This is a genomic window from Bradyrhizobium sp. Tv2a-2, assembly GCF_000472425.1.
Lineage (GTDB): Bacteria > Pseudomonadota > Alphaproteobacteria > Rhizobiales > Xanthobacteraceae > Bradyrhizobium.
In genome coordinates this window covers 150,944-171,530 of sequence record NZ_AXAI01000007.1, presented here as the reverse complement: position 1 = coordinate 171,530, position 20,587 = coordinate 150,944, and the positions used below count along the sequence as shown (strand labels likewise).

Annotated in this window: 22 protein-coding genes; 15 read left to right on the top strand and 7 right to left on the bottom strand. The window is 63.9% G+C overall.

Going from position 1 to position 20,587, the window contains the following annotated elements:
• The first annotated feature begins 1 nt into the window (after window position 1).
• From A3AI_RS0115950 to A3AI_RS0115940, 3 genes are all read left to right on the top strand, one after another.
• The gene (locus tag A3AI_RS0115950; RefSeq protein ID WP_024516551.1) at window positions 2-559 is read left to right on the top strand and encodes a TadE/TadG family type IV pilus assembly protein; all 558 of its coding nucleotides are present in this window, start codon (window positions 2-4) and stop codon (window positions 557-559) included.
• A gap of 12 nt (window positions 560-571) precedes the next feature.
• Window positions 572-1,225 carry a TadE/TadG family type IV pilus assembly protein gene (locus A3AI_RS0115945; protein WP_024516550.1) on the top strand — a complete coding sequence of 218 codons (654 nt, stop codon included), beginning with the start codon at window positions 572-574 and terminating at the stop codon, window positions 1,223-1,225.
• A gap of 173 nt (window positions 1,226-1,398) precedes the next feature.
• Complete coding sequence (locus A3AI_RS0115940) at window positions 1,399-1,812, top strand: (deoxy)nucleoside triphosphate pyrophosphohydrolase (RefSeq protein WP_024516549.1); 414 nt, start codon at window positions 1,399-1,401, stop codon at window positions 1,810-1,812.
• A 100-nt stretch (window positions 1,813-1,912) separates the two neighbouring features.
• On the opposite strand, the gene A3AI_RS0115935 is transcribed toward A3AI_RS0115940, so the two are convergent.
• Window positions 1,913-2,761, bottom strand: a complete 849-nt coding sequence (locus A3AI_RS0115935) for a methyltransferase domain-containing protein (RefSeq protein ID WP_024516548.1) — start codon at window positions 2,759-2,761, stop codon at window positions 1,913-1,915.
• An 80-nt stretch (window positions 2,762-2,841) separates the two neighbouring features.
• Here A3AI_RS0115935 and A3AI_RS0115930 point away from each other — a divergent pair, with 80 nt between their 5' ends.
• The 5 genes from A3AI_RS0115930 to A3AI_RS0115910 all read left to right on the top strand — a co-directional run bounded on the left by A3AI_RS0115930 (window position 2,842) and on the right by A3AI_RS0115910 (window position 5,877).
• Window positions 2,842-3,651, top strand: coding sequence for a ComF family protein (locus A3AI_RS0115930; RefSeq protein WP_024516547.1), 810 nt, complete (start codon window positions 2,842-2,844; stop codon window positions 3,649-3,651).
• 31 nt (window positions 3,652-3,682) lie between these two features.
• Entirely contained in the window at window positions 3,683-3,958 is a 276-nt protein-coding gene (grxC, locus tag A3AI_RS0115925) for a glutaredoxin 3 (RefSeq protein ID WP_024516546.1), read from the top strand.
• Window positions 3,955-4,833 (top strand): carbon-nitrogen hydrolase family protein, encoded by an 879-nt coding sequence (locus A3AI_RS0115920; RefSeq protein WP_024516545.1) that lies wholly within the window; start codon window positions 3,955-3,957, stop codon window positions 4,831-4,833. The genes grxC and A3AI_RS0115920 overlap by 4 nt, the downstream gene beginning before the upstream one ends.
• The gene (locus A3AI_RS0115915) at window positions 4,830-5,309 is read left to right on the top strand and encodes a DUF1178 family protein (RefSeq protein WP_024516544.1); all 480 of its coding nucleotides are present in this window, start codon (window positions 4,830-4,832) and stop codon (window positions 5,307-5,309) included. Before A3AI_RS0115920 ends, A3AI_RS0115915 begins: the two co-directional genes overlap by 4 nt.
• 127 nt (window positions 5,310-5,436) lie before the next feature.
• Window positions 5,437-5,877, top strand: a complete 441-nt coding sequence (locus tag A3AI_RS0115910) for an EamA family transporter (protein ID WP_024516543.1) — start codon at window positions 5,437-5,439, stop codon at window positions 5,875-5,877.
• Between the two features lie 118 nt (window positions 5,878-5,995).
• On the opposite strand, the gene ubiG is transcribed toward A3AI_RS0115910, so the two are convergent.
• Window positions 5,996-6,769 carry a bifunctional 2-polyprenyl-6-hydroxyphenol methylase/3-demethylubiquinol 3-O-methyltransferase UbiG gene (gene ubiG / locus A3AI_RS0115905; RefSeq protein WP_024516542.1) on the bottom strand — a complete coding sequence of 258 codons (774 nt, stop codon included), beginning with the start codon at window positions 6,767-6,769 and terminating at the stop codon, window positions 5,996-5,998.
• A 20-nt stretch (window positions 6,770-6,789) separates the two neighbouring features.
• Window positions 6,790-7,266 (bottom strand): PH domain-containing protein, encoded by a 477-nt coding sequence (locus A3AI_RS0115900; protein WP_024516541.1) that lies wholly within the window; start codon window positions 7,264-7,266, stop codon window positions 6,790-6,792.
• Window positions 7,267-7,478: 212 nt separating this feature from the next.
• On the opposite strand from A3AI_RS0115900, the gene A3AI_RS0115895 reads away from it, so the two are divergent.
• The 5 genes from A3AI_RS0115895 to A3AI_RS0115875 all read left to right on the top strand — a co-directional run bounded on the left by A3AI_RS0115895 (window position 7,479) and on the right by A3AI_RS0115875 (window position 14,654).
• Window positions 7,479-8,732, top strand: a complete 1,254-nt coding sequence (locus A3AI_RS0115895; protein ID WP_024516540.1) for an aspartate kinase — start codon at window positions 7,479-7,481, stop codon at window positions 8,730-8,732.
• Window positions 8,733-9,097: 365 nt separating this feature from the next.
• Entirely contained in the window at window positions 9,098-11,365 is a 2,268-nt protein-coding gene (gene ptsP / locus A3AI_RS0115890) for a phosphoenolpyruvate--protein phosphotransferase (RefSeq protein ID WP_024516539.1), read from the top strand.
• 56 nt (window positions 11,366-11,421) lie between these two features.
• A complete protein-coding gene (prfA, locus tag A3AI_RS0115885) occupies window positions 11,422-12,507 on the top strand; it encodes a peptide chain release factor 1 (RefSeq protein WP_024516538.1) in 1,086 nt (361 codons plus the stop codon).
• Window positions 12,504-13,391, top strand: coding sequence for a peptide chain release factor N(5)-glutamine methyltransferase (prmC, locus tag A3AI_RS0115880; RefSeq protein WP_024516537.1), 888 nt, complete (start codon window positions 12,504-12,506; stop codon window positions 13,389-13,391). The genes prfA and prmC overlap by 4 nt, the downstream gene beginning before the upstream one ends.
• A 480-nt stretch (window positions 13,392-13,871) precedes the next feature.
• Window positions 13,872-14,654: a DUF4167 domain-containing protein gene (locus tag A3AI_RS0115875; protein WP_024516536.1), complete on the top strand. Its 783-nt coding sequence runs from the start codon at window positions 13,872-13,874 to the stop codon at window positions 14,652-14,654.
• Between the two features lie 186 nt (window positions 14,655-14,840).
• On the opposite strand, the gene A3AI_RS42795 is transcribed toward A3AI_RS0115875, so the two are convergent.
• A complete protein-coding gene (locus A3AI_RS42795; RefSeq protein WP_036048499.1) occupies window positions 14,841-15,581 on the bottom strand; it encodes a methyltransferase domain-containing protein in 741 nt (246 codons plus the stop codon).
• 120 nt (window positions 15,582-15,701) lie between these two features.
• On the opposite strand from A3AI_RS42795, the gene gloB reads away from it, so the two are divergent.
• Both gloB and A3AI_RS0115860 read left to right on the top strand, forming a co-directional pair.
• Window positions 15,702-16,469 (top strand): hydroxyacylglutathione hydrolase, encoded by a 768-nt coding sequence (gene gloB / locus A3AI_RS0115865; protein WP_024516535.1) that lies wholly within the window; start codon window positions 15,702-15,704, stop codon window positions 16,467-16,469.
• On the top strand, window positions 16,469-16,915 hold the full coding sequence (locus tag A3AI_RS0115860) for a cupin domain-containing protein (protein WP_024516534.1): 447 nt from the start codon (window positions 16,469-16,471) through the stop codon (window positions 16,913-16,915). The genes gloB and A3AI_RS0115860 overlap by 1 nt, the downstream gene beginning before the upstream one ends.
• A gap of 49 nt (window positions 16,916-16,964) precedes the next feature.
• Here the strand turns inward: A3AI_RS0115860 and yddG are convergent, their stop codons facing one another.
• From yddG to A3AI_RS0115845, 3 genes are all read right to left on the bottom strand, one after another.
• Window positions 16,965-17,834 carry an aromatic amino acid exporter YddG gene (gene yddG, locus A3AI_RS0115855; protein WP_024516533.1) on the bottom strand — a complete coding sequence of 290 codons (870 nt, stop codon included), beginning with the start codon at window positions 17,832-17,834 and terminating at the stop codon, window positions 16,965-16,967.
• Window positions 17,835-18,086: 252 nt separating this feature from the next.
• Window positions 18,087-18,812: an acetoacetyl-CoA reductase gene (phbB, locus tag A3AI_RS0115850; RefSeq protein WP_024516532.1), complete on the bottom strand. Its 726-nt coding sequence runs from the start codon at window positions 18,810-18,812 to the stop codon at window positions 18,087-18,089.
• Between the two features lie 271 nt (window positions 18,813-19,083).
• On the bottom strand, window positions 19,084-20,262 hold the full coding sequence (locus tag A3AI_RS0115845) for an acetyl-CoA C-acetyltransferase (RefSeq protein WP_024516531.1): 1,179 nt from the start codon (window positions 20,260-20,262) through the stop codon (window positions 19,084-19,086).
• Window positions 20,263-20,587: the final 325 nt, after the last annotated feature.

Genomic DNA, 20,587 nt, shown 5'->3' with positions numbered 1-20,587 from the left:
CATGATCGAAGTCGCCATCGCATCAAAAAAGCAGCACCGCAGTCGCTTCGCCGCCTTCGTCAGGGACGATGAGGGCGCCACGGCGGTTGAGTTTGCCATCGTGGCCGCGCCATTTCTCGCCCTTACCATCGCAATCATCCAGACGTTTCTGGTCTTCTTTGCGCAAGAGCACCTGGAATCGGTGGTGCAGCAATCCAGCCGCCTCATTCTGACCGGCCAGACGCAGTCAGCGCAGAAAACCCAGAGCCAGTTTCATCAGGACGTCTGCAACCAAGTCGTCATCCTTTTCAACTGCAGTGGCTTGATGGTCGACGTCCAGGTCGCCACGTCATGGTCGGCAACAAATACAACTGCGCCCAACTTGACCTACGATGCCAGCGGGAATGTCACCAATGTCTGGCAATTCAACCCCGGTAACGCGAGCGATATTGTCGTCGTCCGCGTGATGTATCTGTGGCCGGTCTTCTTGGGGCCTCTCGGCTTCAATCTGTCAAATCAAACCAACGGCAGTCGAATGATCATGGCTACCGCCGCGTTCCAGAACGAACCCTCGTCCTAGAGGAATCAGCCTATGACCAATCTGCCATTTCGCGTGCGGGAATTATGGATCAACGACAAGGCCGTGGCAGCGACTGAGTTTGCCATCGTGGTGCCGTTCATGCTGCTGCTCTACATCGGCGGCATCGAGCTCGGCAACGGCATGGCCATCAACGTCAAGGTCACCGCGGTCGCACACTCTGTCGCCGATATGGTTTCGCAGAACACGCAGGTCAGCACGGCCCAGATGCAAAACATTCTCGGCGCAGCGACGGCGATCCTCGCGCCTTACCCGACGACCGACAGCAGCGGCAACTCGCTGTACACGGTCACGGTGTCCGAGGTCTCCACGGACGGCAATGGCAATGCGACGGTGCAATGGAGTCAGTCGTACAATGGATCGACCTATGGCGCGGGAAGGGCGACCGGCAACTTTACGTTACCGTCTTCGCTCACCGGAGCACAAAACTACAATTCCTCCTTTATTCTGGGTGAAGTTTCCTACGCCTACAAGCCCAACCTGGGTTACACGATCAGCGGCACGGTAACGCTCACGGACAACTACTACATGTTTCCGCGCTGTTCGACGAATAGCCCCGCCAACGCGAGCTTTCCGTATTATGACGTCAAGCTGACGGCCTCGACGACCTGCGACTGTATCCAGCACTTGCAGCAGAAGACCTGCTAGCTCCGCGCGCGAGCCCGCGGGGCCATGAACCGCCAGCTTCGACATTCCAGATCTGATCCGGCTAGGCAGCGGGCCTCAACTATGGCTTATCGCAATCGTGGACGCCGGGACGGAGCGTGTCATGCGCCGTCCCGCGGACATCGATTGAGACTGTTTCAGGCAGGGACGCAGCCATGGCCGCCGAAGTCAAACTCACACTCGTGGTCGCCTGTGCGCTTGTCGACGCCGACAAGCGCGTGCTGCTGGCGCAGCGCCCGGAAGGCAAGGCGCTTGCGGGCCTTTGGGAATTCCCCGGCGGCAAGATCGAGCCGGGCGAGCGTCCCGAACAGACCCTGATCCGCGAGCTGCATGAGGAGATCGGCATCACCGTGAGCGAGCCGTGTCTCGCCCCCCTGACCTTCGCGAGCCATGCCTACGAGACCTTTCATCTGCTGATGCCGCTCTATATCTGCCGACGCTGGCAGGGGCCCGTGGTCGCGCGCGAGGGGCAAAACCTCGCCTGGGTGCGCGCCAACAAGTTGCGCGACTATCCGATGCCGCCCGCGGACCTGCCGCTGATCCCGCATCTGGTGGATCTGTTGATGTGAGAGGCACCGTCATTCCGGGGTGGTCCGAAGGACCGAACCCGCAATCTCGAGATTCCGGGTTCGATGCTGCGCATCGCCCCGGAATGACGGTGCAAGGAACTTACGTCTTCCCCTTCTTCACCGCCTCCTCCAGGCTCGCCTTCGCCGAGCCGGGCCGCAGCGGCTTGGGCTGGCTCTCATGTGGAGCCCAGGCGGAGAGCCAGATGACGTCGAAGGTGGCGCGGATGCGACCGTCCGCGTCGGCAAAGCGCTCGGCGTAGACCTGCGCCATCTTCAACAGCGTGGCCCGGCGGGTCGGGATGCGCCGCCGCTCGAACAACATGTTGGTCGCGCCCATGCGCCGCAAATCCTGCATCAGCGCGAAAGCGTTGTCATAGCGTACCACCACGCGGTCGACGTCGGTCACCGGCAACGCCAGCCCCGCCCGCTGCAACAGCGAGCCGACATCGCGCAAATCTGCAAACGGCGCCACGCGCGGCGAGACGCCGCCTTCGCATTCGGCCTCGGCCGCAGCGAAGCTTTGCCTCAGCTCAGTCAGCGTATCGCCACCGATCATGGCCGCGAGCAACAGCCCGTCCGGCTTCAGCGCATGGCCAATCTGCGCGAGCACGCCAGGCAGGTCATTGACGAACTGGAAGGCAAGCGCCGACAGCGCCAGATCGAGCGAGGCGTTCGCAAGCGGCAGCACCTCCGCCCCGGAGTCCGGCGGCGCGATCGGGTTGAGCAACGGCAGGCGTTGCCGCAAGCCAGCCTGCAGGCCTTCGCCCGGCGTCCAGATATCCGCCGCGGCCTGGAAATCGCGCATCACCGCGGCCAGCCGGTCGTTCATGTCCTCGACGACCCGGTCGAGCAGAAAATTCACAGGCCCCAGCGTCGCCGCGCGACGCTGCCGACGCAAAAGCAGCGCGCGGTCGAACAGGAGGGGCGCGGAAGGAGGGTTCTGGGCCATGCGCGCTGCTTAAGCCTGTCCGGCCGCCTCTGGCAATCCGCTCCTTGAGCGATCACGGCAGCGGCGCTAGCCTTGCACACATGGATGGTGAAATCGCTCCTTCCCGCTCGCCTCTCGGCCATTTGCGCGGCGCTCTCGGCTTTTGCCGGAACGGCGTCCGGCAGATGGCAAAGCTCGTGCTCGACATCGCGCTGCCGACGCTGTGCGTGGCCTGCCGCGAGCCGGTGGACGGCGCAGGCGTCTGCGCGGCTTGCTGGGCGAAGCTCTCATTCATTGCCCCGCCCTACTGTCCGCGGCTCGGCATTCCCTTTGTCTACGATCCCGGCCCCGACATGCTGTCGATGGAGGCGATCGCCGATCCGCCGGCCTATACCCGCGCTCGAGCCGCCGTCCGCTACGACGAGGTGGCGCGAACCCTGGTGCATGCGCTGAAGTACCAGGACCGCACCGATCTTGCGCCCACCATGGGCCGCTGGATGGCGCGGGCGGGGCATGAGCTTCTCGGCGGCGCCGATATGTTGATTCCCGTGCCGTTGCATTGGCGGCGCGCCTGGCGCCGCCGCTATAACCAGTCTGGCGCACTGGCGCATGCGATCGGAGAGGCCAGCGGCGTGAAACTGCGCGGCGACCTGCTGGCACGGGTCCGCGCCACCGAGCAGCAGGTCGGGCTCTCGCGCGCCCAACGGGCGAGCAATGTGCAGGGCGCATTTGAGGTATCTCGGGAACGCCGGGGCGAGGTGGCGGGCCGTCGCGTGGTCGTGATCGACGACGTGCTGACCTCGGGCGCGACGCTGGACGCCTGCGCAAGGGCGCTATTGCGCGCCAAAGCGGCACAAGTCGATGTGCTGGTGTTCGCCCGGGTTGTCGACAGCCCCAAAGCTCCCATATAATTGACGAATCCTTCAAATTTCAGATCGCGACATGACCGCTGCTATTGAAATCTACACCCGCCCGGGCTGCGGCTATTGTTCGGCCGCCAAGTCGCTGCTGGCACGCAAAAAGGCTGTCTTTACCGAACATGATGCCGGCAGGCACCCCAATGTTCGGCAGGCGATGTATGATCGCGCCGGTGCAGGCTCGACGTTCCCGCAGATTTTCATCGGCGAGCTTCACGTCGGTGGCTGCGACGAGCTCTATGCGCTGGACCGTGCCGGCAAGCTCGATGCCCTGCTCGCCGGAGAAAAGGCCTCCTCATGAGCGCTGACAACATGTTCACCGCCGCGATGGTGCAGATGCGCACGGGCCTGCTCCCGGGACCGAGCCTGGAACAGGGCACCAAGCTGATCCGCGAAGCGGCGGCGCAAGGCGCCGACTATGTGCTCACGCCCGAGGTGAGCAACATGATGCAGCTGAACCGCAAGGCGCTGTTCGAGCATCTGTCGAGCGAGCAGGACGATCCCTCGCTGCAGGCCTATCGGGCGCTCGCGGCCGAGTTGAATATCCATCTGCATATCGGATCGCTGGCGCTGCGCTTCTCGCCGGAGAAGGCGGTCAACCGCTCCTTCCTGATCGGGCCCGACGGCAATGTGCTGGCGAGCTACGACAAGATTCACATGTTCGACATCGATCTGCCGGGCGGCGAGAGCTATCGCGAATCCGCCAACTACCAGCCGGGCGAGACCGCCATCATTTCCGACCTGCCCTGGGGCCGCGTTGGGCTCACCATTTGTTACGACGTGCGTTTCCCGGCGCTCTACCGGGCGCTGGCCGAAAGCGGGGCTTCTTTCGTGACCGTACCGTCCGCCTTCACCCGCAAGACCGGCGAAGCGCACTGGCATGTGCTGCTTCGCGCCCGCGCCATCGAGACCGGCTGCTTCGTATTTGCGGCCGCGCAAGCCGGACTGCACGAGAACAAGCGCGAGACCTATGGTCACTCGCTGATCATCGATCCCTGGGGCGAGGTGCTTGCCGAAGGCGGCGTCGAGCCTGGCGTGATCCTTGCCAGGATCGACCCGGCCAAGGTCGAGGCTGCACGCAATTCAGTGCCTTCGCTGCAGCATGGCCGCCGTTTCAGCGTGGCCGACCCCAAATCGGGGCCCGACCATCTGCATCTGGTGCGGGGATCGGCATGATCCGTTACGCCCTGCGTTGCGAGCGGGACCACGCCTTCGAAAGCTGGTTCCAGAGCTCGTCGGCGTTCGATTCCCAGGTGAAGCGCAAGCTTGTTGCCTGTCCCGTCTGCGACTCCACCAAGGTCGAGAAGGCGATCATGGCGCCACGGGTGGTGAGCAAGAAGGGCCGCGAGAGCGCGGCGGCTGTCCCGGCCGCCGTACCTGCGCCCGCCGCGGAAGCCGCGCCGGGCTCGCAATCGCTTGTCATGGCGCAGGAGCGCGAATTGCGCGCCAAGCTAAAGGAACTGCGCGATCACATCGTCAAGAACGCCGACGATGTCGGCGAGCGCTTCCCCAACGAGGCGCGCAAGATGCATTATGGCGAGATCGAGCACCGCCCGATCTACGGCGAAGCCTCGCCGGAAGAAGCGCGCGCGCTGATCGACGAGGGCGTCGAAGTCTCCCCGCTCCCGGTGCTGCCGGAAGACCGGAACTGACGCTTTTTCCTATTCCTCCGTCATCGCGAGGAGCGCAGCGACGAAGCAGTCCAGAGTCTCACGCGCGGCCCTGGATTGCTTCACATCGCTCGCAATGACGGCTCGGAATCATCGAAGGACCCTCGCCATGAGCCCGCTCTCCTTCTCCTCCTGGCAAGTCTGGGCGTTGTTGTCGGCGGTGTTTGCCGCGCTGACCGCGATCTTCGCCAAGATCGGCGTCGAGGACATCAATTCCGACCTCGCGACCTTGATCCGCACCGTCATTGTGCTGGCCGCGCTGTCGCTAATTCTCTATGCGACCGGCAGACTCACCCATCCCGGACCGATCTCGGCCAGGACCTGGCTGTTCCTGCTGCTCTCGGGGCTCGGCACCGGCGCGTCCTGGCTGTGCTATTTCCGCGCGCTCAAGCTTGGCCCGGCGACCTTGGTGGCACCGATCGACAAGCTGAGCGTGGTGCTGGTCGCGCTGTTCGGCGTGGTTTTTCTCGGCGAGCGGCCCTCGCTCAATGGCTGGCTCGGCATCGCGCTGATCTCCGCCGGCGCGATCCTGATCGTGGTGAAGCGCTGAATATTGGGCGACGGCTGGAGCGTTTTCGAGCGAAATTGACACCGGTTCGCGTGAAGAAAACGCGTCAAAACAGCAATCGACAGCCTCGATTCTGATTCAATCAGAACCCAGGCTGCTCTTAGACCATTTCCTCCGCGACCACCATGTAGTTCACGTCGAGATCGGAGGAGAGGCTCCATTTGTCGGCGAAGGGACTGTAGACGACGCCGGTCTCCTCGGTAACCACGAGACGGTTGTCGAGCAGATGTTTGGCGAGCTCGTCGGGGGTGACGAACTTGTCCCATTGATGGGTGCCGCGCGGCAGCCAGCGTAAAACGTATTCGGCGCCGACGATGGCGAGCGCAAAGCTCTTCCAGTTGCGGTTCAAGGTCGAGACCACCATCATGCCGCCGGGCTTGAGCATGGCCGCGCAGCGCTCGAGGAACACCCCGACATCGGTAACATGCTCGACCACCTCCATCGCCAGCACGATGTCGAAGCGCTCGCGCATGTCCATCTGCTCCACGGTGGTGCAGCGATAGTCGATCGACAGATGCCCGCGGTCGGCATGCAGCTTCGCGGCCGCAATGTTGGAGGACGAAGGATCGACACCGATCACCTGTGCACCAAGCCGCGACAATGGCTCGCATAGCAGGCCCGCGCCGCAGCCGATATCGAGGACGCGCAGACCGGAGAGGCAGCTCAGGCTTCTGACATTGCGGTTGAACTTGCGGCAGGCGGCATCGCGGATGTAGCCGAGCCGCAGCGGATTGATCTTGTGCAGGGGCGCCATCTTTCCCTTGGGGTCCCACCATTCCTGCGACAGTTTTGAAAACTTGGCGATCTCGGCGGGGTCGACCGTCGAACCCGGTGCGCCTTGCGTGTGAGTGTGAGTGTCCTGCTGGATGGCCATGATGAGCTCTTGAAAAACCTCTATCGGGCGGTGATGGCGCTGCGAAACGCCAGCGGCGATGCGATCGTATCGATTATCTTGGTACTGCCCTCGCCAACGCCTACGACCGTCACATTTCCATAATTGAGAATGCGCCCCGGAATGCTCTGATCGACGTCCACGCTTGCGATTTTGTCGAGCGCGATTTCAAAGGTGTGTCGGTTGATAAAACCGGTCTTGTGCACCACCCGGCGGTCGGTGACATCAGTCTCGGTGGTGAGTCGGTGGAACCAGCCCCTCACCGTCCAGAACAACGCCGCGATAGCAGCGACAGTCGCCGCCGCCCAACAGCCGAGAACCAGCGAGGGAACGCCGGCAGCGACGGTCACGGACAGAATCAGAAGCACCAGTGCAACAATCCAGGCCGCCAAGGCCGGCAGGTAGAAGATCCAGTGCGCATTGGTCGAATACAGTACCTTTTCGCCGGGCTGCAGGATCTCGTCGATATAACGCCCCATCCACTCGCCTCACACTTACCCAAACGCCAACTCCCGCCTCCCAACCCCGTTCCAGACGCTCTTCCAGCCTATGTTCCGGCTGAGCCAACGGCGGGCGAGGAAGCCGCTTGCCCCCGGGCGCGGGCCTATGTATAGCGCGTTTCGGCCCGGGCGCCCTCGCCTTTCGTGCCGGGCCGGTAACTTATCCTCTTTTGGAGAATGTGCGCGTCGTCATGGGCCGCCTCGTGATGAAGTTCGGCGGCACGTCCGTCGCCAATATCGACCGTATCCGCAACGTCGCGCGGCATGTGAAGCGCGAGGTCGACGCCGGCCATGAGGTCGCCGTCGTGGTCTCGGCGATGTCCGGCAAAACCAACGAGCTCGTGGCCTGGTGCACCGAGGCCTCGGCCCTGCATGACGCGCGGGAATATGACGCGGTGGTCGCCTCCGGCGAGCAGGTGACCTCGGGGCTCCTCGCCATCGCACTGCAGAGCATGGGTATCCAGGCGCGCTCCTGGCAGGGCTGGCAGATCCCGATCGTGACCAGCGACGCCCATGCCTCGGCCCGCATCCTCGACATCAACGGAAGCGAGCTGACCAAGCGTTTCAAGGAGCGCAAGGAGGTCGCCGTCATCGCCGGCTTCCAGGGCATCAATCCGGACACCAGACGTATCACCACGCTCGGCCGCGGCGGTTCCGATACCTCGGCGGTGGCGATTGCAGCGGCCATCCATGCCGACCGCTGTGACATCTATACCGACGTCGACGGCGTCTACACCACAGATCCCCGGGTGGTTCCGAAGGCGCGCCGGCTCGACAAGATCGCCTTTGAGGACATGCTGGAACTGGCTTCGCTGGGCGCCAAGGTGCTGCAGGTCCGCTCGGTGGAACTCGGCATGGTGCACAACATGCCAATCTTCGTCCGCTCCAGCTTCGACAAGCCGGAGGATATCGACCCGCACGGCACGCCGCCGGGCACGCTGATCTGCAGCGAGGAGGAAATCATGGAAATGCACGTCGTCACCGGGATCGCCTTCTCCAAGGACGAGGCCCAGATTTCCGTGCGCCAGATCGAGGACAAGCCGGGGGTCGCGGCCGCGATCTTCGGGCCACTCGCCGATGGTAACATCAATGTCGACATGATCGTGCAGAACGTCTCCGAGGACGGCAAGACCACCGATCTGACCTTCACGGTGCCGGCGTCAGACTATGTCCGCGCCCGCGATACCATCACCTCCGCCAAGGACAAGATCGGCTATGCCCGGCTCGACAGCGCCACCGACGTTACCAAGGTCTCGGTGATCGGTAGCGGCATGCGCAGCCACGCCGGCGTCGCCGCCAAGGCGTTCGCGGCGCTCGCGGCTCGCAACATCAACATCCGCGCCATCACCACCTCCGAGATCAAATTTTCGGTGCTGATCGACGCCGCATATACCGAGCTTGCCGTGCGCACGCTGCACACTCTCTACGGACTCGATCAGGGCTAGAATTATTTTCCCTGAACAAGAATTTGCGTGATCGGCTGGCAGACTTGCCGATCAGCAGACTTGCCGATCAGCAGACTTGCCGATCATAAGTTGAACCATAAATTTTATTTAATCCGCGCGCCAACCCGCACGCATCGGTGGATCGAACGCTTCGCGCCTGCAGCATTCGGCATGACTAAGCTGGCAGGCCTTTTGCTTGGCAAAACAAGCGCCGATTCGGTATACGGCCTCAGGATGGGCTACGGCAAACTGCACCACAGTTTCGGCTCTCCTGATTCGGCCGTGGATAGTGGCTGGACGGCACCGGATGAACGCCAGCGTCCGGCCACAGGCCGGGCTGGCCGAGAGGATGGGGATAAGAGCATATGCGAAGCGCGTCGGGAGGCCCCCGCGTCCTGCTGAGACGGCTTCGCGAAACCATGGCGGAGCAGGTCAGCGCTCAGGAACGATTGGACAAGATCGTGGTGCTGATCGCCGCCAACATGGTGGCCGAGGTCTGCTCAGTCTATGTGCTGCGTGTCGACAACACACTCGAGCTCTACGCCACCGAAGGCCTGAACCGCGCCGCCGTGCACCACACCGTGCTGAGCGCGCATGAGGGCCTGGTCGGCCTCGTCGCCAGCGAAGCCACGCCGCTCAATCTGAGCGACGCGCAGAGCCATCCGGCCTTCTCGTTCCGCCCGGAGACCGGCGAGGAGATCTACCACTCCTTCCTCGGCGTACCGATCCTGCGCGCCGGCAACACGCTCGGCGTGCTGGTGGTGCAGAACCGCGCCAAGCGCACCTATGTCGAGGAAGAGGTCGAGGCGCTGCAGACCACCGCCATGGTGCTCGCCGAGATGATTGCCTCGGGCGAGTTGTCCGCACTGGCCCAGCCTGGCGCCGAGCCCGCCGCGCGGCATTCGCAGCACAAGACCGGCAGCATCCTGTCCGACGGCATCGCGCTCGGACATGTGGTGCTGCACGAGCCGCGCGTCGTCATCAACAATTACATCGCCGAGGATCTGCCGAAGGAGATGAAGCGGCTCGATGCGGCGCTGGCGAAGCTGCGCGCCGACCTCGACCGCCTGCTCGAGCGCGGCGACGTTGCCGATAGCGGAGAGCACCGCGACGTGCTGGAAGCCTACCGCATGTTCGCCAACGACCAGGGCTGGTCGCACAAGCTGCACGAGGCGGTCGCCACCGGTCTCACCGCCGAGGGCGCGGTCGAGCGCGTGCAGTCCGACACCCGCGCCCGCATGCTGCGCTCAACCGACCCCTATCTGCGCGACCGCCTGCACGATCTCGAGGATTTGGGTTACCGCCTGCTGCGCCAACTGGTCGGCCAGGATCACGCGCCTTCACGCGAACAATTGCCCGACAACGCCATCCTGATCGCACGCGCGATGGGCCCGGCCGCGCTGCTCGACTACGACCGCAAGCGGCTGCGCGGCCTGGTGCTGGAAGAAGGCACCGCCAATTCCCACGTCTCGATCGTGGCGCGCGCGCTTGGCATTCCCGCCGTCGGCGAGGTGCCGAACGCGCCCGGTATCGCCGACCCCGGCGACGCGATCATCGTCGACGGCACGTCGGGCTCGATCTATGTTCGCCCATCCCAGGAGATCGAGGCAGCCTATGCCGAGCGCGTGCGCTTCCGCGCCCGCCGCCAGGCGCAATATCTCGCGCTTCGCGAAAGGCCTTGCGTCACCAAGGACGGCCAGCCGGTCGAGCTGATGATCAATGCGGGCCTCGTGATCGACCTGCCGCATATCGAGGACACCGGCAGCGCCGGCATCGGGCTGTTCCGCACCGAGCTGCAGTTCATGGTCTCGCCTAGCCTGCCGCGCTCGAGCGACCAGCTCGCGCTCTATCGAACCGTGCTGGATACTGCGGGACCAAAACCCGTCACCTTCCGCACGCTCGACATCGGCGGCGACAAGGCGCTGCCCTATATGGAGACGGTGGTCGAGGAAAATCCCGCGCTCGGCTGGCGCGCGATCCGGCTCGGCCTCGACCGGCCTGGGCTGCTGCGCGGCCAGATCCGCGCGCTGCTCCGCGCCGGCGGCGGGCGCGCGCTGCGCATCATGTTCCCGATGATCTCGGAGGTCGCCGAGTTCGACTCCGCCAAGGCCATCGTTGAGCGCGAGCTGACCTATCTGCGCCAGCACGGCCACGCGCTGCCCGAGCGGATCGATGTCGGCACCATGATCGAGGTGCCGGCCCTGCTCTACCAGCTCGATGAGCTCCTGACGAAGGTCGACTTCGTCTCGGTCGGATCCAACGACCTGTTCCAGTTCCTGTTCGCGGTCGACCGCGGCAATGCCAAGGTGTCCGAGCGCTTCGACACGCTGTCGGCGCCGATCCTGCGCGCGTTGCGCGACATCGCCCGGAAGGCGCACGCGGCGAAGAAATCCGCCTCCCTCTGCGGCGAGATGGCCTCCAAGCCGATCGGCGCATTGGCCTTGATCGCGCTCGGCTACCGTTCGCTGTCGCTGTCGGCGACGGGCCACGGCCCGGTGAAGGCCATGATCCTCGAGCTCGACGTCAGGAAGGCCGAGGCGATGATGGCGCCGCTGCTGGATGCGCCCGCCGGCACCGTCTCGATCCGGCAGAAGCTGATCGAATTTGCCGAGGCCGAGGGGCTGGCCTTATAGCGGGGCCGTTGCCGAACCGCCCGCCGCTTCCCATTCCGCTATCCGAGACGAAACCGATGTCGACCCTGCCCGAGGCCAAACTTGACGTTCTGCTGGCGCACCACGCGGCGCTGGAGAACGAACTGCTTGGCCAGGTCAATTCTGAAAAATACGTGCAGATCACCCGCGAGCTTGCCGAGCTCAACCCGCTGATCGATGCCGTGAAAGCCTATCGCGCCACGGTGAAGGAGCTCACCGACACCGAGGCGCTGGTCGCCGATCCGTCGACGGATGCCGACATGCGCGGCATGGCAGAAGCCGAGCTTGCCACGCTCAACGAGCGCCGCGGCGAGCTCGAGCAGAACATCCGCGTCGCGCTGTTGCCGAAGGACGCCATGGACGACCGCAACGTGATGCTGGAAATCCGAGCCGGCACCGGCGGCGACGAGGCGGCGCTGTTCGCGGGCGACCTGTTCCGCATGTATGAGCGTTTCGCCGCCCTGCAGGGCTGGAAGGTAGAGGTGATCTCGGCGAGCGACGGCACCATGGGCGGCTACAAGGAAATCATCGCCGAGGTGAAGGGCCGCGGCGCCTTTGCGAAACTGAAATTCGAATCCGGCGTGCACCGGGTGCAGCGCGTGCCCGACACCGAGACGCAGGGGCGCATTCACACCTCCGCGGCAACGGTTGCGGTGCTGCCGGAGGTCGAAGACGTCGACGTCGAGATCAAGAACGATGATTTGCGGATCGAGACTATGCGCGCGCAGGGCGCCGGCGGCCAGCACGTCAACAAGACCGAATCGGCGATCCGCATCACCCACATTCCGACCGGCATCGTGGTCTCGATGCAGGACAGCCGCTCCCAGCACAAGAACCGGGCGTCCGCCATGAACATCCTGCGCTCACGCATCTACGACGCCGAGCGCCAGCGCGTGGAAGCCGCGCGCTCGGCGGACCGCAAGGAGAAGGTCGGCTCCGGCGACCGCAGCGAGCGCATCCGCACCTATAACTTCCCGCAGGGGCGCGTCACCGACCACCGCATCAATTTGACGCTCTATAAGCTGCCGCAGGTGATATCGGGCGAAGCCTTGGGCGAATTGATCGACGCACTGACCACAGAGCATCAGGCCGCCCAGCTCGCTGCGCAGGGCGCAGCAGCGTGAGCCCTGCGCGCGAACCGGGCCAGACCGTCGATGCCGCCCGCCGTGCGCTTGCTGCCCGCTTCGATGCTGCGAACCTCGGCTCGCCCGAGCTTGACGCACGGCTGCTGTTGAGCGCGGCGCTCAAGGTCGATCTCACGGGGCTGATCGCATCGGGCACGCGGCAACTTACGGCAAGCGAAGCGGGGACGGTCGAAACGTTCGCGACGCGGCGTCTACGCGGCGAGCCGGTGTCGCGCATCCTCGGCGAGAAGGAGTTTTGGGGCTTACGATTCACGCTCTCGGCCGAGACGCTGGTGCCGAGGCCGGATACCGAGACGGTGGTCGAGCTTGCGCTTCAGATGCTGCGCGACGGACCGGCCTCCGGAGGCACGACACGCATTCTCGATATCGGCACCGGCACCGGCGCAATTCTCCTGGCGCTTTTGTCGGAACGACCCGAGGCCTTTGGTGTCGGCACCGATATCAGCGAAGGCGCGCTTGCGACCGCAGGACAGAATGCCGCCGCGCTGGGCTTCGCATCGCGCGCGGGCTTCGTCGCCTGCAGCTACGCAGCCGCGCTGAAGGGCCCGTTCGATCTCGTGGTGTCCAACCCGCCCTATATCCGCTCTGCCGATATTGCCGATCTCGCCGAGGAGGTGCGGGCGCACGATCCGCTCGCCGCGCTCGATGGCGGCGCGGACGGCCTTGATGCCTACCGCACTCTGATCCCGCAAGCCGTGCAATTATTGCGAGACGGCGGGGCGCTGGTTGTGGAGGCGGGCTATGACCAGAGCCGCCAGATTGAAGAATTGATGACGGCGGCAAGGCTCGCGGTCCCCTGTCCCCCGAAAGCCGATCTGGCAGGTATTCCGCGGGCGGTTGGCGGCCGAAAAATGCCAAGATAAAGCCGAAATGAGGCGCAAAAACCTCTTGGAATATTGGTCCGGAGCGACTACGTTCCGGATAGAGATCGGCGCAGGCCCCTTAGATACACGGGCAAAAGCTAGGGTTCGGGCGAGAGCCGCGCTGACAATAGGTTCCAGAACGCGGGTCGAATTGAGCGCGATAGCCGTTGAGAGCTGCGCAGCTTACGGCCGCAAAGCGAACGAAAGCCAGATTTGCGCTTGACAACTTACGCAAGAGAACTCGGCTTGTTTTGGCAGGCTTTACATTAGGTGGTTCGCTGGCCGCTTGAGGCCGGCGGGTGGGGAACGCGTCTTTGTTGCACGCGATGGTGGACGACATCGGCACGGATGGGAACGGCAGTCCCGATTCGGTGCATCCGAATCGTGCGTGCCGCATCGAGACGAGTTGTTGCACCCGAACGTACCGTGAAGACGGCAATTGAAACGCTTCTAACTCTGGGCTGGAATAAAAGGCAGGACATGAGAAACGGTCAGAACAACAAGCGGATGCGCAACCGCAACAATAACAACAACAATAATAACAATAACAGGCGCGGCCAGAACCCGATGACCCGGGTTTATGAATCCAACGGACCCGATATCAAGATCCGCGGCACCGCCTCTCACATTGCCGAGAAATATTTGCAGCTTGCACGCGACGCGCGCTCTTCGGGCGATCCCGTCGCTGCCGAGAACTACTACCAGCACGCCGAGCATTATTTCCGCCTGATCGCAGCTGCCCAGGAGCAATTCCGCCAGAACCAGCCGCAGCAACAGCAGCAGCCTCGCCAGGACGACCTCATGAGCGAGGACGAGGACGAGGGCGAGAGCTTCTCGAGCTTCGGGCAGGAGCCGGGCTTCGTTCCGGTGCAGCAGTCGCAGCCCTATCAGCGCGACAACGGCCCGCGCGAACAACGCGACAGCCAGCAGCCCTATCAGCGCGACCAGCAGCAGCCGCGCGAGCATCGCGGCGAGCGTGAACAACGCGGCGAGCGTGAACAACGCGGCGAGCGCGAACATCGTCAGCAGCCGCAATATCAGCAACCGCAACCGCAGCCCGTGATCGCCGATGACGGCGGTGTCGACCGGCTACCCTCGTTCATCACCGGCCCGCAGCCGCAGATCAACGGCAATGGCGGTAGCTTCGAAGGCGCCGGCGAACGTTATCCGCGGCGGCGTCGCCGCCCTCACGGCCCGCGCTCCGAGGGCGTCGCCCAGCCGCAGCAGGCTGCGCCCAGCGAGGACGCGAATCCGGGCGAGTAAGCTTCAGGCCTCTGCGCTTGTTGTCCCAGCCTCGTGCCCAATTGCGCATGGAAGCCGGGACAACAGCAGCCCTAAAGCGCAATGAGATTTGGTCGAATCGTCATCGCGCTTTAGGTCTTTGATTGAGCATGATCTTTTCGGAAAACCGCTACACACTTTTCCGGATCATGCTTTAGTTGCTGCAATTCATCGCCTTGTCGCCGTCGATGACGGCACCAGTACCGGCTTCAGCGCCGGAATCAGTCGCGTGCGTTCGCGCGGCGCAGGGATGACGCGATAGACCTGCTTGGTCGCTTCCACGATGTGAACGCCCGCGAAAGGCAGCGAGAGCGACGCGCCTGCACGCTCCCACACCAAAGCCGAGCGCAGGAACCAGCCGCCTGCAAGCGGCGGCATGAACAGCGCCTCGCCCCACGCCGTCGGCGTAAACCAGGTCTGCCGCAACAACTGTGTGATCTGTGAGCGCGAATAGGGCCGGCCGTGACCGAATGGCGTGTTATCGGTCCGCGTCCATACCCCGCGCCGGTTTGGAACGACAGCAATCACCCGCCCCGACGGCGCCAGCACCCGCCAAACCTCGCGGAGCAGGCTTGCTGGATCGTCGGCCATTTCCAGCGCATGGACAAGGAGGATACGATCGACTGCGGCATCCGGCAGCGGCAGTGAGAATTCATCGACCAGCGCCGCCAGCGTCGGACGCGCGGTCGGCCATTTCAGCACGCCCTGCGCCGCCGGCATGAAGGCGATGCAGCGTTCGCAATCTTCACGAAAAAGTCCCAGATAGGGCGTCGGATAGCCGATCCCCAGCACGCGCTGGCCTTCCGCGGTCGGCCAGCGCGCCTGGATGCCGCGGTTGATCAATCGCCGCGCCACGATGCCCAGTCGCTGCGAATAGAAGTCGCGGAGGTCGATGACGTCGATGCTCATGACATCAATTTAACATGTAATTTCAGACATTGCCGACTACCGCGCCTCGAGAAAAATGGCATTGCCGCATCACCGTTAACGCCATATGTCTGGCAAGGAGCCGTTCGCAGAGGAAAATCCATGGCCGCCGACATCCGCGTCTTCACCTGCTTGACAGACAATTTCGGTTATCTGGTCCACGATAGCGCAAGCGGCGCGACCGCCTCGATCGACGCGCCCGAAGCCGCTCCCATCATCAGGGAATTGGAGCGAGAGGGGTGGAAGCTCACCGACATCCTGATCACCCATCACCATGGCGATCATGTGGGCGGCGTCTCCGAGTTGAAGCAGCGCTATGGCTGCCGTGTCATCGCGCCGCACGACAAGACCAGCAAGATCGCCAATGTCGACCTGCGCGTCGCCAATGCCGATGTTGTGAAGGTCGGCGATCTGCTCGCGCGGGTGCTGGAGACGCCGGGCCACACGCTCGACCACATCTCCTACGTGTTCGATAACGACAAGGCGCTGTTCGCCGCCGACACGCTGTTCTCGATCGGATGCGGGCGGGTGTTCGAAGGCACCCACCCCATGATGTGGGACTCGCTTCTGAAGCTGCGCGCGCTGCCCGATGATTTTCGCCTCTATTGTGGCCATGAATACACCGCCTCCAATGTCAGGTTCGCGCTCACCATCGATCCCGATAATGCCGCGCTGAAGGCGCGCGCAGAAGAAGTAACGCGGCTGCGCGCCGACAACAGGCCGACCATTCCCGTGCTGCTGGGACAGGAGAAGGCGGCCAACGTGTTCCTGCGCGCCGACGATCCCGACGTTGCGGCGCGGCTGCATATGAAGGGCGCTGATGCCGCCAAGGTGTTCGGCGAATTGCGCGAACGCAAGAACAAGTCCTGATGCAACAGCTGACCGCAGCCGACATCATTGCACGCCTCGAATTGCGACCGCACCCGGAAGGCGGCCACTACCGCGAGACGTTTCGCGACGCGCACAGCGATGCGCTGGGGCGCGCCTCTTCGACCGCAATCTACTTTCTGCTGGCACGCGGCGAGAAATCGCAATGGCACAGGATCGATGCGATCGAGGTCTGGCATTATTACGCCGGCAGCCCGCTGACGCTGCGCATCGCCCATGAGGGCTGCGCGCCGCATATGGTCAGGCTCGGCCCCGATGTCGCAAGCGGCGAGCGCCCGCAGGCCATCGTGCCGGCCTCGGCCTGGCAGACCGCGGAGAGCACCGGTGACTGGACCCTGGTCGGCTGCACCGTGGCGCCGGGCTTCGAGTTTGCGAGCTTGGAGCTCGCCGCGACAGGCTGGGAGCCCCCACAGTCAACGTGCGTTTGAGGGCGCGCGTCATTCCGCGGCGCGCGTCTGCGCGAACCCGGAATGACGGTTATTTGCGCTTCAACACCATATCCTTCGCCGCAATCAACCCGCCACCGGCGATCAGGATTGCGGCCACGGCGATGTTGGCGCTAGCCTTGGCGTATCCGGCGAGAATCAGAAACATCGTCGACAGCAGCGGCGTCGCATAGGACGCCGCCCCCAGCACACGGATATCGCCGCGCTTCATGCCAATGTCCCAGGCGTAGAACGCGGCCCCCACCGGCGCGATGCCGAGGCCGACCACGGCGCACCATTGCAGCGGCGTCTCCGGCCAGACCGTGACCTCGACGAGCCCGTGAACGAGCGCTGCGAGCAATGCGGTAGCCAGGCAAAAGCCGGCGACCGCGTCGGTCGGCACCGCCTTCAGCCGACGCGACATCACCGAATAGGATGCCCAGACAAAAGCCGCGACAAAGGCTGCAATCAGCCCAGGCACCTGGCCTGGCGCAAAGCTGCCGGTGTTGCCGGCGAACAAGAGCACCGTGCCGGCAAGGCCGAGCAGCGCGCCGATGATGTGATGGCGCGCGAGGTGCTCGCCCGGCAACAGCGACGAGAACAGCACGATGAGCAGCGGCCAGAGATAATTCAACAGCCCGGCTTCGGCAGGCGGCGCGAACCGCAGCGCCAGAAAATACAGCGCGTGATAGCCGAACAGTCCGCCGACGCCCACGATCCAGGCGATTGGCGGCTGTTTCAATGCGCCAATCGCTTGCGGCCGGCCGATCCAGGTCAACAAGCCGACGACACCGCCGATCGCAAACGTCATCGCCGCGAGCTGGAAGGCCGGGATCTTGCCGGTCGCAACCGTCATCACCGACAGCAGCGACCACATCATGATCGCGGTCAGGCCGATGAGTGTCGCGGTGCGGGGGGACATGGGAAACATTCTCCGTCATGGCCGGGCTTGCCCGGACACTCACGATTAGTCCCGTCATTCCGGGATGGTCCGAAGGACCAGAGCCGGAATCTCGAGATTCTCAGATGTGCGACAGCACATCAGAGTTCGATGCTGCGCCTCGGCCCGGAATGACAGGACTCAGACGTTCATGCCCGGGACAGGCCCGGGCATGACGTATCACTTGCAGCATTCAGTGAGACAACGCAACGCCGTCAGCGTCGCGTCTTCGTGTCACACCATGTATTGACCGCCGTTGATGGTCAGTGTCGAGCCGGTGATGGCGCCGGCGTCGTCGGCTGCGAGGAAGACGACCGCGCGAGCGATTTCTTCGGGCTCGCCGAGCCGGCCGACCGGGATCAGCGGCAGGATGGATTTGTCCAGCACGTCCTTCGGCACCGCCTGCACCATCTCGGTGTTGATATAGCCCGGGCAGATCGCGTTCACGGTGATGCCGGCCTTGGCGTTCTCCAGCGCGAGCGCCTTGGTGAAGCCGACCTCGCCGGCCTTCGCCGCGGAATAGTTGCACTGGCCGAACTGGCCTTTCTGGCCGTTGATCGAGGAGATGTTGATGACGCGGCCGAACTTTCGGGCGCGCATGCCTTCGATCACCTGACGCGTCATATTGAAGAGCGAGCCGAGATTGGTGTTGATCACCGCATTCCACTGCTCGACCGTCATCTTGTGGAAGGCGCCGTCCTTGGTGATGCCGGCGTTGTTGACGAGCACGTCGACGGGACCGATCTCCGCTTCGACCTTCTTCACACCAGCGGCACAAGCGTCGAACGAGGCGACGTCCCATTTGTAGACGGCAATGCCGGTCTCCGTCTTGAACTTCTCCGCAGCCGCATCATTGCCGGCGTAGCTGGCGGCGACCGTGCAGCCCGCAGCCTTCAACGCTTTCGAGATCGCAGCCCCGATGCCTCGGGTGCCTCCAGTGACCAACGCAACACGTGCCATGTCGAATCCCTCTCTTCGTTTCCATTCATGCGCGTTGCCGACAGCGCTTCTTCTTGATTAGGATCAAATTATGCGGGCCCTTTGACCAACATCAAGACCAAAACGCCCGGCGATGGCCGGGCGTTTGTCTTTAGTTCAGCTCTGTGCGGGTGCGAAGGAAATTTTATCGGCAGCAACTGAACTTTTTTTAACCGCGTGCGATGCACACGCACACGGTTTGGTGATTTGGTCGTGTGCCGCGCGGAGCCTCAGTCGCGCGCCGGGCGGGTTCTCAGTCCCGTGCCACGCACATGGCGATACCCATGCCGCCGCCAATGCACAGCGTGGCCAGGGCCTTCTTGGCGTCGCGCTTCTGCATTTCATGCAAGAGCGTCACCAGCACGCGCGCGCCGGACGCGCCGATCGGATGGCCGATCGCAATCGCGCCGCCGTTCACGTTCACCTTCGACGTATCCCAGCCGAGATCCTTGTTGACCGCGCAGGCCTGCGCCGCGAAGGCCTCATTGGCCTCGATCAGATCCAGGTCGGCGATGGTCCAGCCGGCCTTCTTCAGGGCGGCGCGGGAGGCGGGAATGGGACCGGTGCCCATGATCTTGGGGTCGACGCCGGCCTGGGCCCAGGAGACGATGCGGGCGATCGGCTTCTTGCCCTCCTTCGCCGCCTGCTTGGCGGTCATCAGTACCACGGCAGCGGCGCCGTCATTGATGCCGGAGGCGGAACCCGCGGTCACCGTGCCGTCCTTTTCGAAGGCCGGCTTAAGCTTCGCCATCGCGTCCAGCGTTGCTCCATGGCGCGGATATTCGTCGGTGTCGACCACGACGTCGCCCTTGCGGGTCTTGATCGTCACCGGCACGATTTCTTCCTTGAACTTGCCGGCCTTCTGCGCGGCTTCCGCCTTCTGCTGCGAGGCGACGGCGAACTCATCCTGCTGGGCGCGGGTGATCTGGTACTGCCGCGCCACGTTCTCGGCGGTGTTGCCCATGTGGTAGCCGTTGAAGGCGTCCCACAGCCCGTCCTTGATCATGGTGTCGACGAACTCGAGCCCGCCCATCTTGACGCCACCGCGCAGGTACTGCGCGTGCGGGGCCATGCTCATGGATTCCTGGCCGCCGGCGACGACGATGTCGGAATCGCCGTTCATCAGCGCCTGGTAGCCGAGCGCGACCGAGCGCAGGCCGGAGCCGCAGAGCTGGTTGACGCCCCAGGCCGGGCTCTCGACAGGGATACCAGCGGAGATCGACGCCTGGCGGGCCGGATTCTGGCCCTGCGCCGCAGTCAGGATCTGGCCCATGATCACTTCCGAAATACGGCCCGGCTCGACGCCTGCGCGCTCCAGCGCGGCCTTGATGGCGATGGCGCCGAGATCGTGGGCGGGAAGGGTGGCAAAGGCACCGTTGAAGCTTCCGACCGGGGTGCGGGCGGCGCTGACGATGACGACATCGTCTGACATGGACATCTCCTGACGCTTGAGGGTCTTTTTTGAAATGCGGCGAACGCTTGAGGGTGGCGCGCCATCTCTCACCCCCATCCTGTTAACGTCGTTGAGGCATGTCAATGTGCGACTGCTCCAATTCAGGCTGCACTGCATTCAAATTGGCTTGGCACGGTCAGGCAGCCGGCGTCGAGCTAGCCACCAAGCTGCGAAAAGGGCGGCGGCTACTGGCTTTGTTGCGCCGCCGAAGGCAGGTGCCGCAGCCATGCTGCGCAATAAAAAATGCCCCTGGATTAACCGTGCTGCACAAAACGGTAGCGCAAAGCTGTTGAAAATGTTTAGT

Bases quoted from the DNA above. Each gene is read 5' to 3' on its own strand.
- A3AI_RS0115950 (WP_024516551.1), top strand. From the start codon at position 2: ATGATCGAAGTCGCCATCGCATCAAAAAAGCAGCACCGCAGTCGCTTC.
- A3AI_RS0115945 (WP_024516550.1), top strand. From the start codon at position 572: ATGACCAATCTGCCATTTCGCGTGCGGGAATTATGGATCAACGACAAG.
- A3AI_RS0115940 (WP_024516549.1), top strand. From the start codon at position 1,399: ATGGCCGCCGAAGTCAAACTCACACTCGTGGTCGCCTGTGCGCTTGTC.
- A3AI_RS0115935 (WP_024516548.1), bottom strand. From the start codon at position 2,761: ATGGCCCAGAACCCTCCTTCCGCGCCCCTCCTGTTCGACCGCGCGCTG.
- A3AI_RS0115930 (WP_024516547.1), top strand. From the start codon at position 2,842: ATGGATGGTGAAATCGCTCCTTCCCGCTCGCCTCTCGGCCATTTGCGC.
- grxC (WP_024516546.1), top strand. From the start codon at position 3,683: ATGACCGCTGCTATTGAAATCTACACCCGCCCGGGCTGCGGCTATTGT.
- A3AI_RS0115920 (WP_024516545.1), top strand. From the start codon at position 3,955: ATGAGCGCTGACAACATGTTCACCGCCGCGATGGTGCAGATGCGCACG.
- A3AI_RS0115915 (WP_024516544.1), top strand. From the start codon at position 4,830: ATGATCCGTTACGCCCTGCGTTGCGAGCGGGACCACGCCTTCGAAAGC.
- A3AI_RS0115910 (WP_024516543.1), top strand. From the start codon at position 5,437: ATGAGCCCGCTCTCCTTCTCCTCCTGGCAAGTCTGGGCGTTGTTGTCG.
- ubiG (WP_024516542.1), bottom strand. From the start codon at position 6,769: ATGGCCATCCAGCAGGACACTCACACTCACACGCAAGGCGCACCGGGT.
- A3AI_RS0115900 (WP_024516541.1), bottom strand. From the start codon at position 7,266: ATGGGGCGTTATATCGACGAGATCCTGCAGCCCGGCGAAAAGGTACTG.
- A3AI_RS0115895 (WP_024516540.1), top strand. From the start codon at position 7,479: ATGGGCCGCCTCGTGATGAAGTTCGGCGGCACGTCCGTCGCCAATATC.
- ptsP (WP_024516539.1), top strand. From the start codon at position 9,098: ATGCGAAGCGCGTCGGGAGGCCCCCGCGTCCTGCTGAGACGGCTTCGC.
- prfA (WP_024516538.1), top strand. From the start codon at position 11,422: ATGTCGACCCTGCCCGAGGCCAAACTTGACGTTCTGCTGGCGCACCAC.
- A3AI_RS0115875 (WP_024516536.1), top strand. From the start codon at position 13,872: ATGAGAAACGGTCAGAACAACAAGCGGATGCGCAACCGCAACAATAAC.
- A3AI_RS42795 (WP_036048499.1), bottom strand. From the start codon at position 15,581: ATGAGCATCGACGTCATCGACCTCCGCGACTTCTATTCGCAGCGACTG.
- gloB (WP_024516535.1), top strand. From the start codon at position 15,702: ATGGCCGCCGACATCCGCGTCTTCACCTGCTTGACAGACAATTTCGGT.
- A3AI_RS0115860 (WP_024516534.1), top strand. From the start codon at position 16,469: ATGCAACAGCTGACCGCAGCCGACATCATTGCACGCCTCGAATTGCGA.
- yddG (WP_024516533.1), bottom strand. From the start codon at position 17,834: ATGTCCCCCCGCACCGCGACACTCATCGGCCTGACCGCGATCATGATG.
- phbB (WP_024516532.1), bottom strand. From the start codon at position 18,812: ATGGCACGTGTTGCGTTGGTCACTGGAGGCACCCGAGGCATCGGGGCT.
- A3AI_RS0115845 (WP_024516531.1), bottom strand. From the start codon at position 20,262: ATGTCAGACGATGTCGTCATCGTCAGCGCCGCCCGCACCCCGGTCGGA.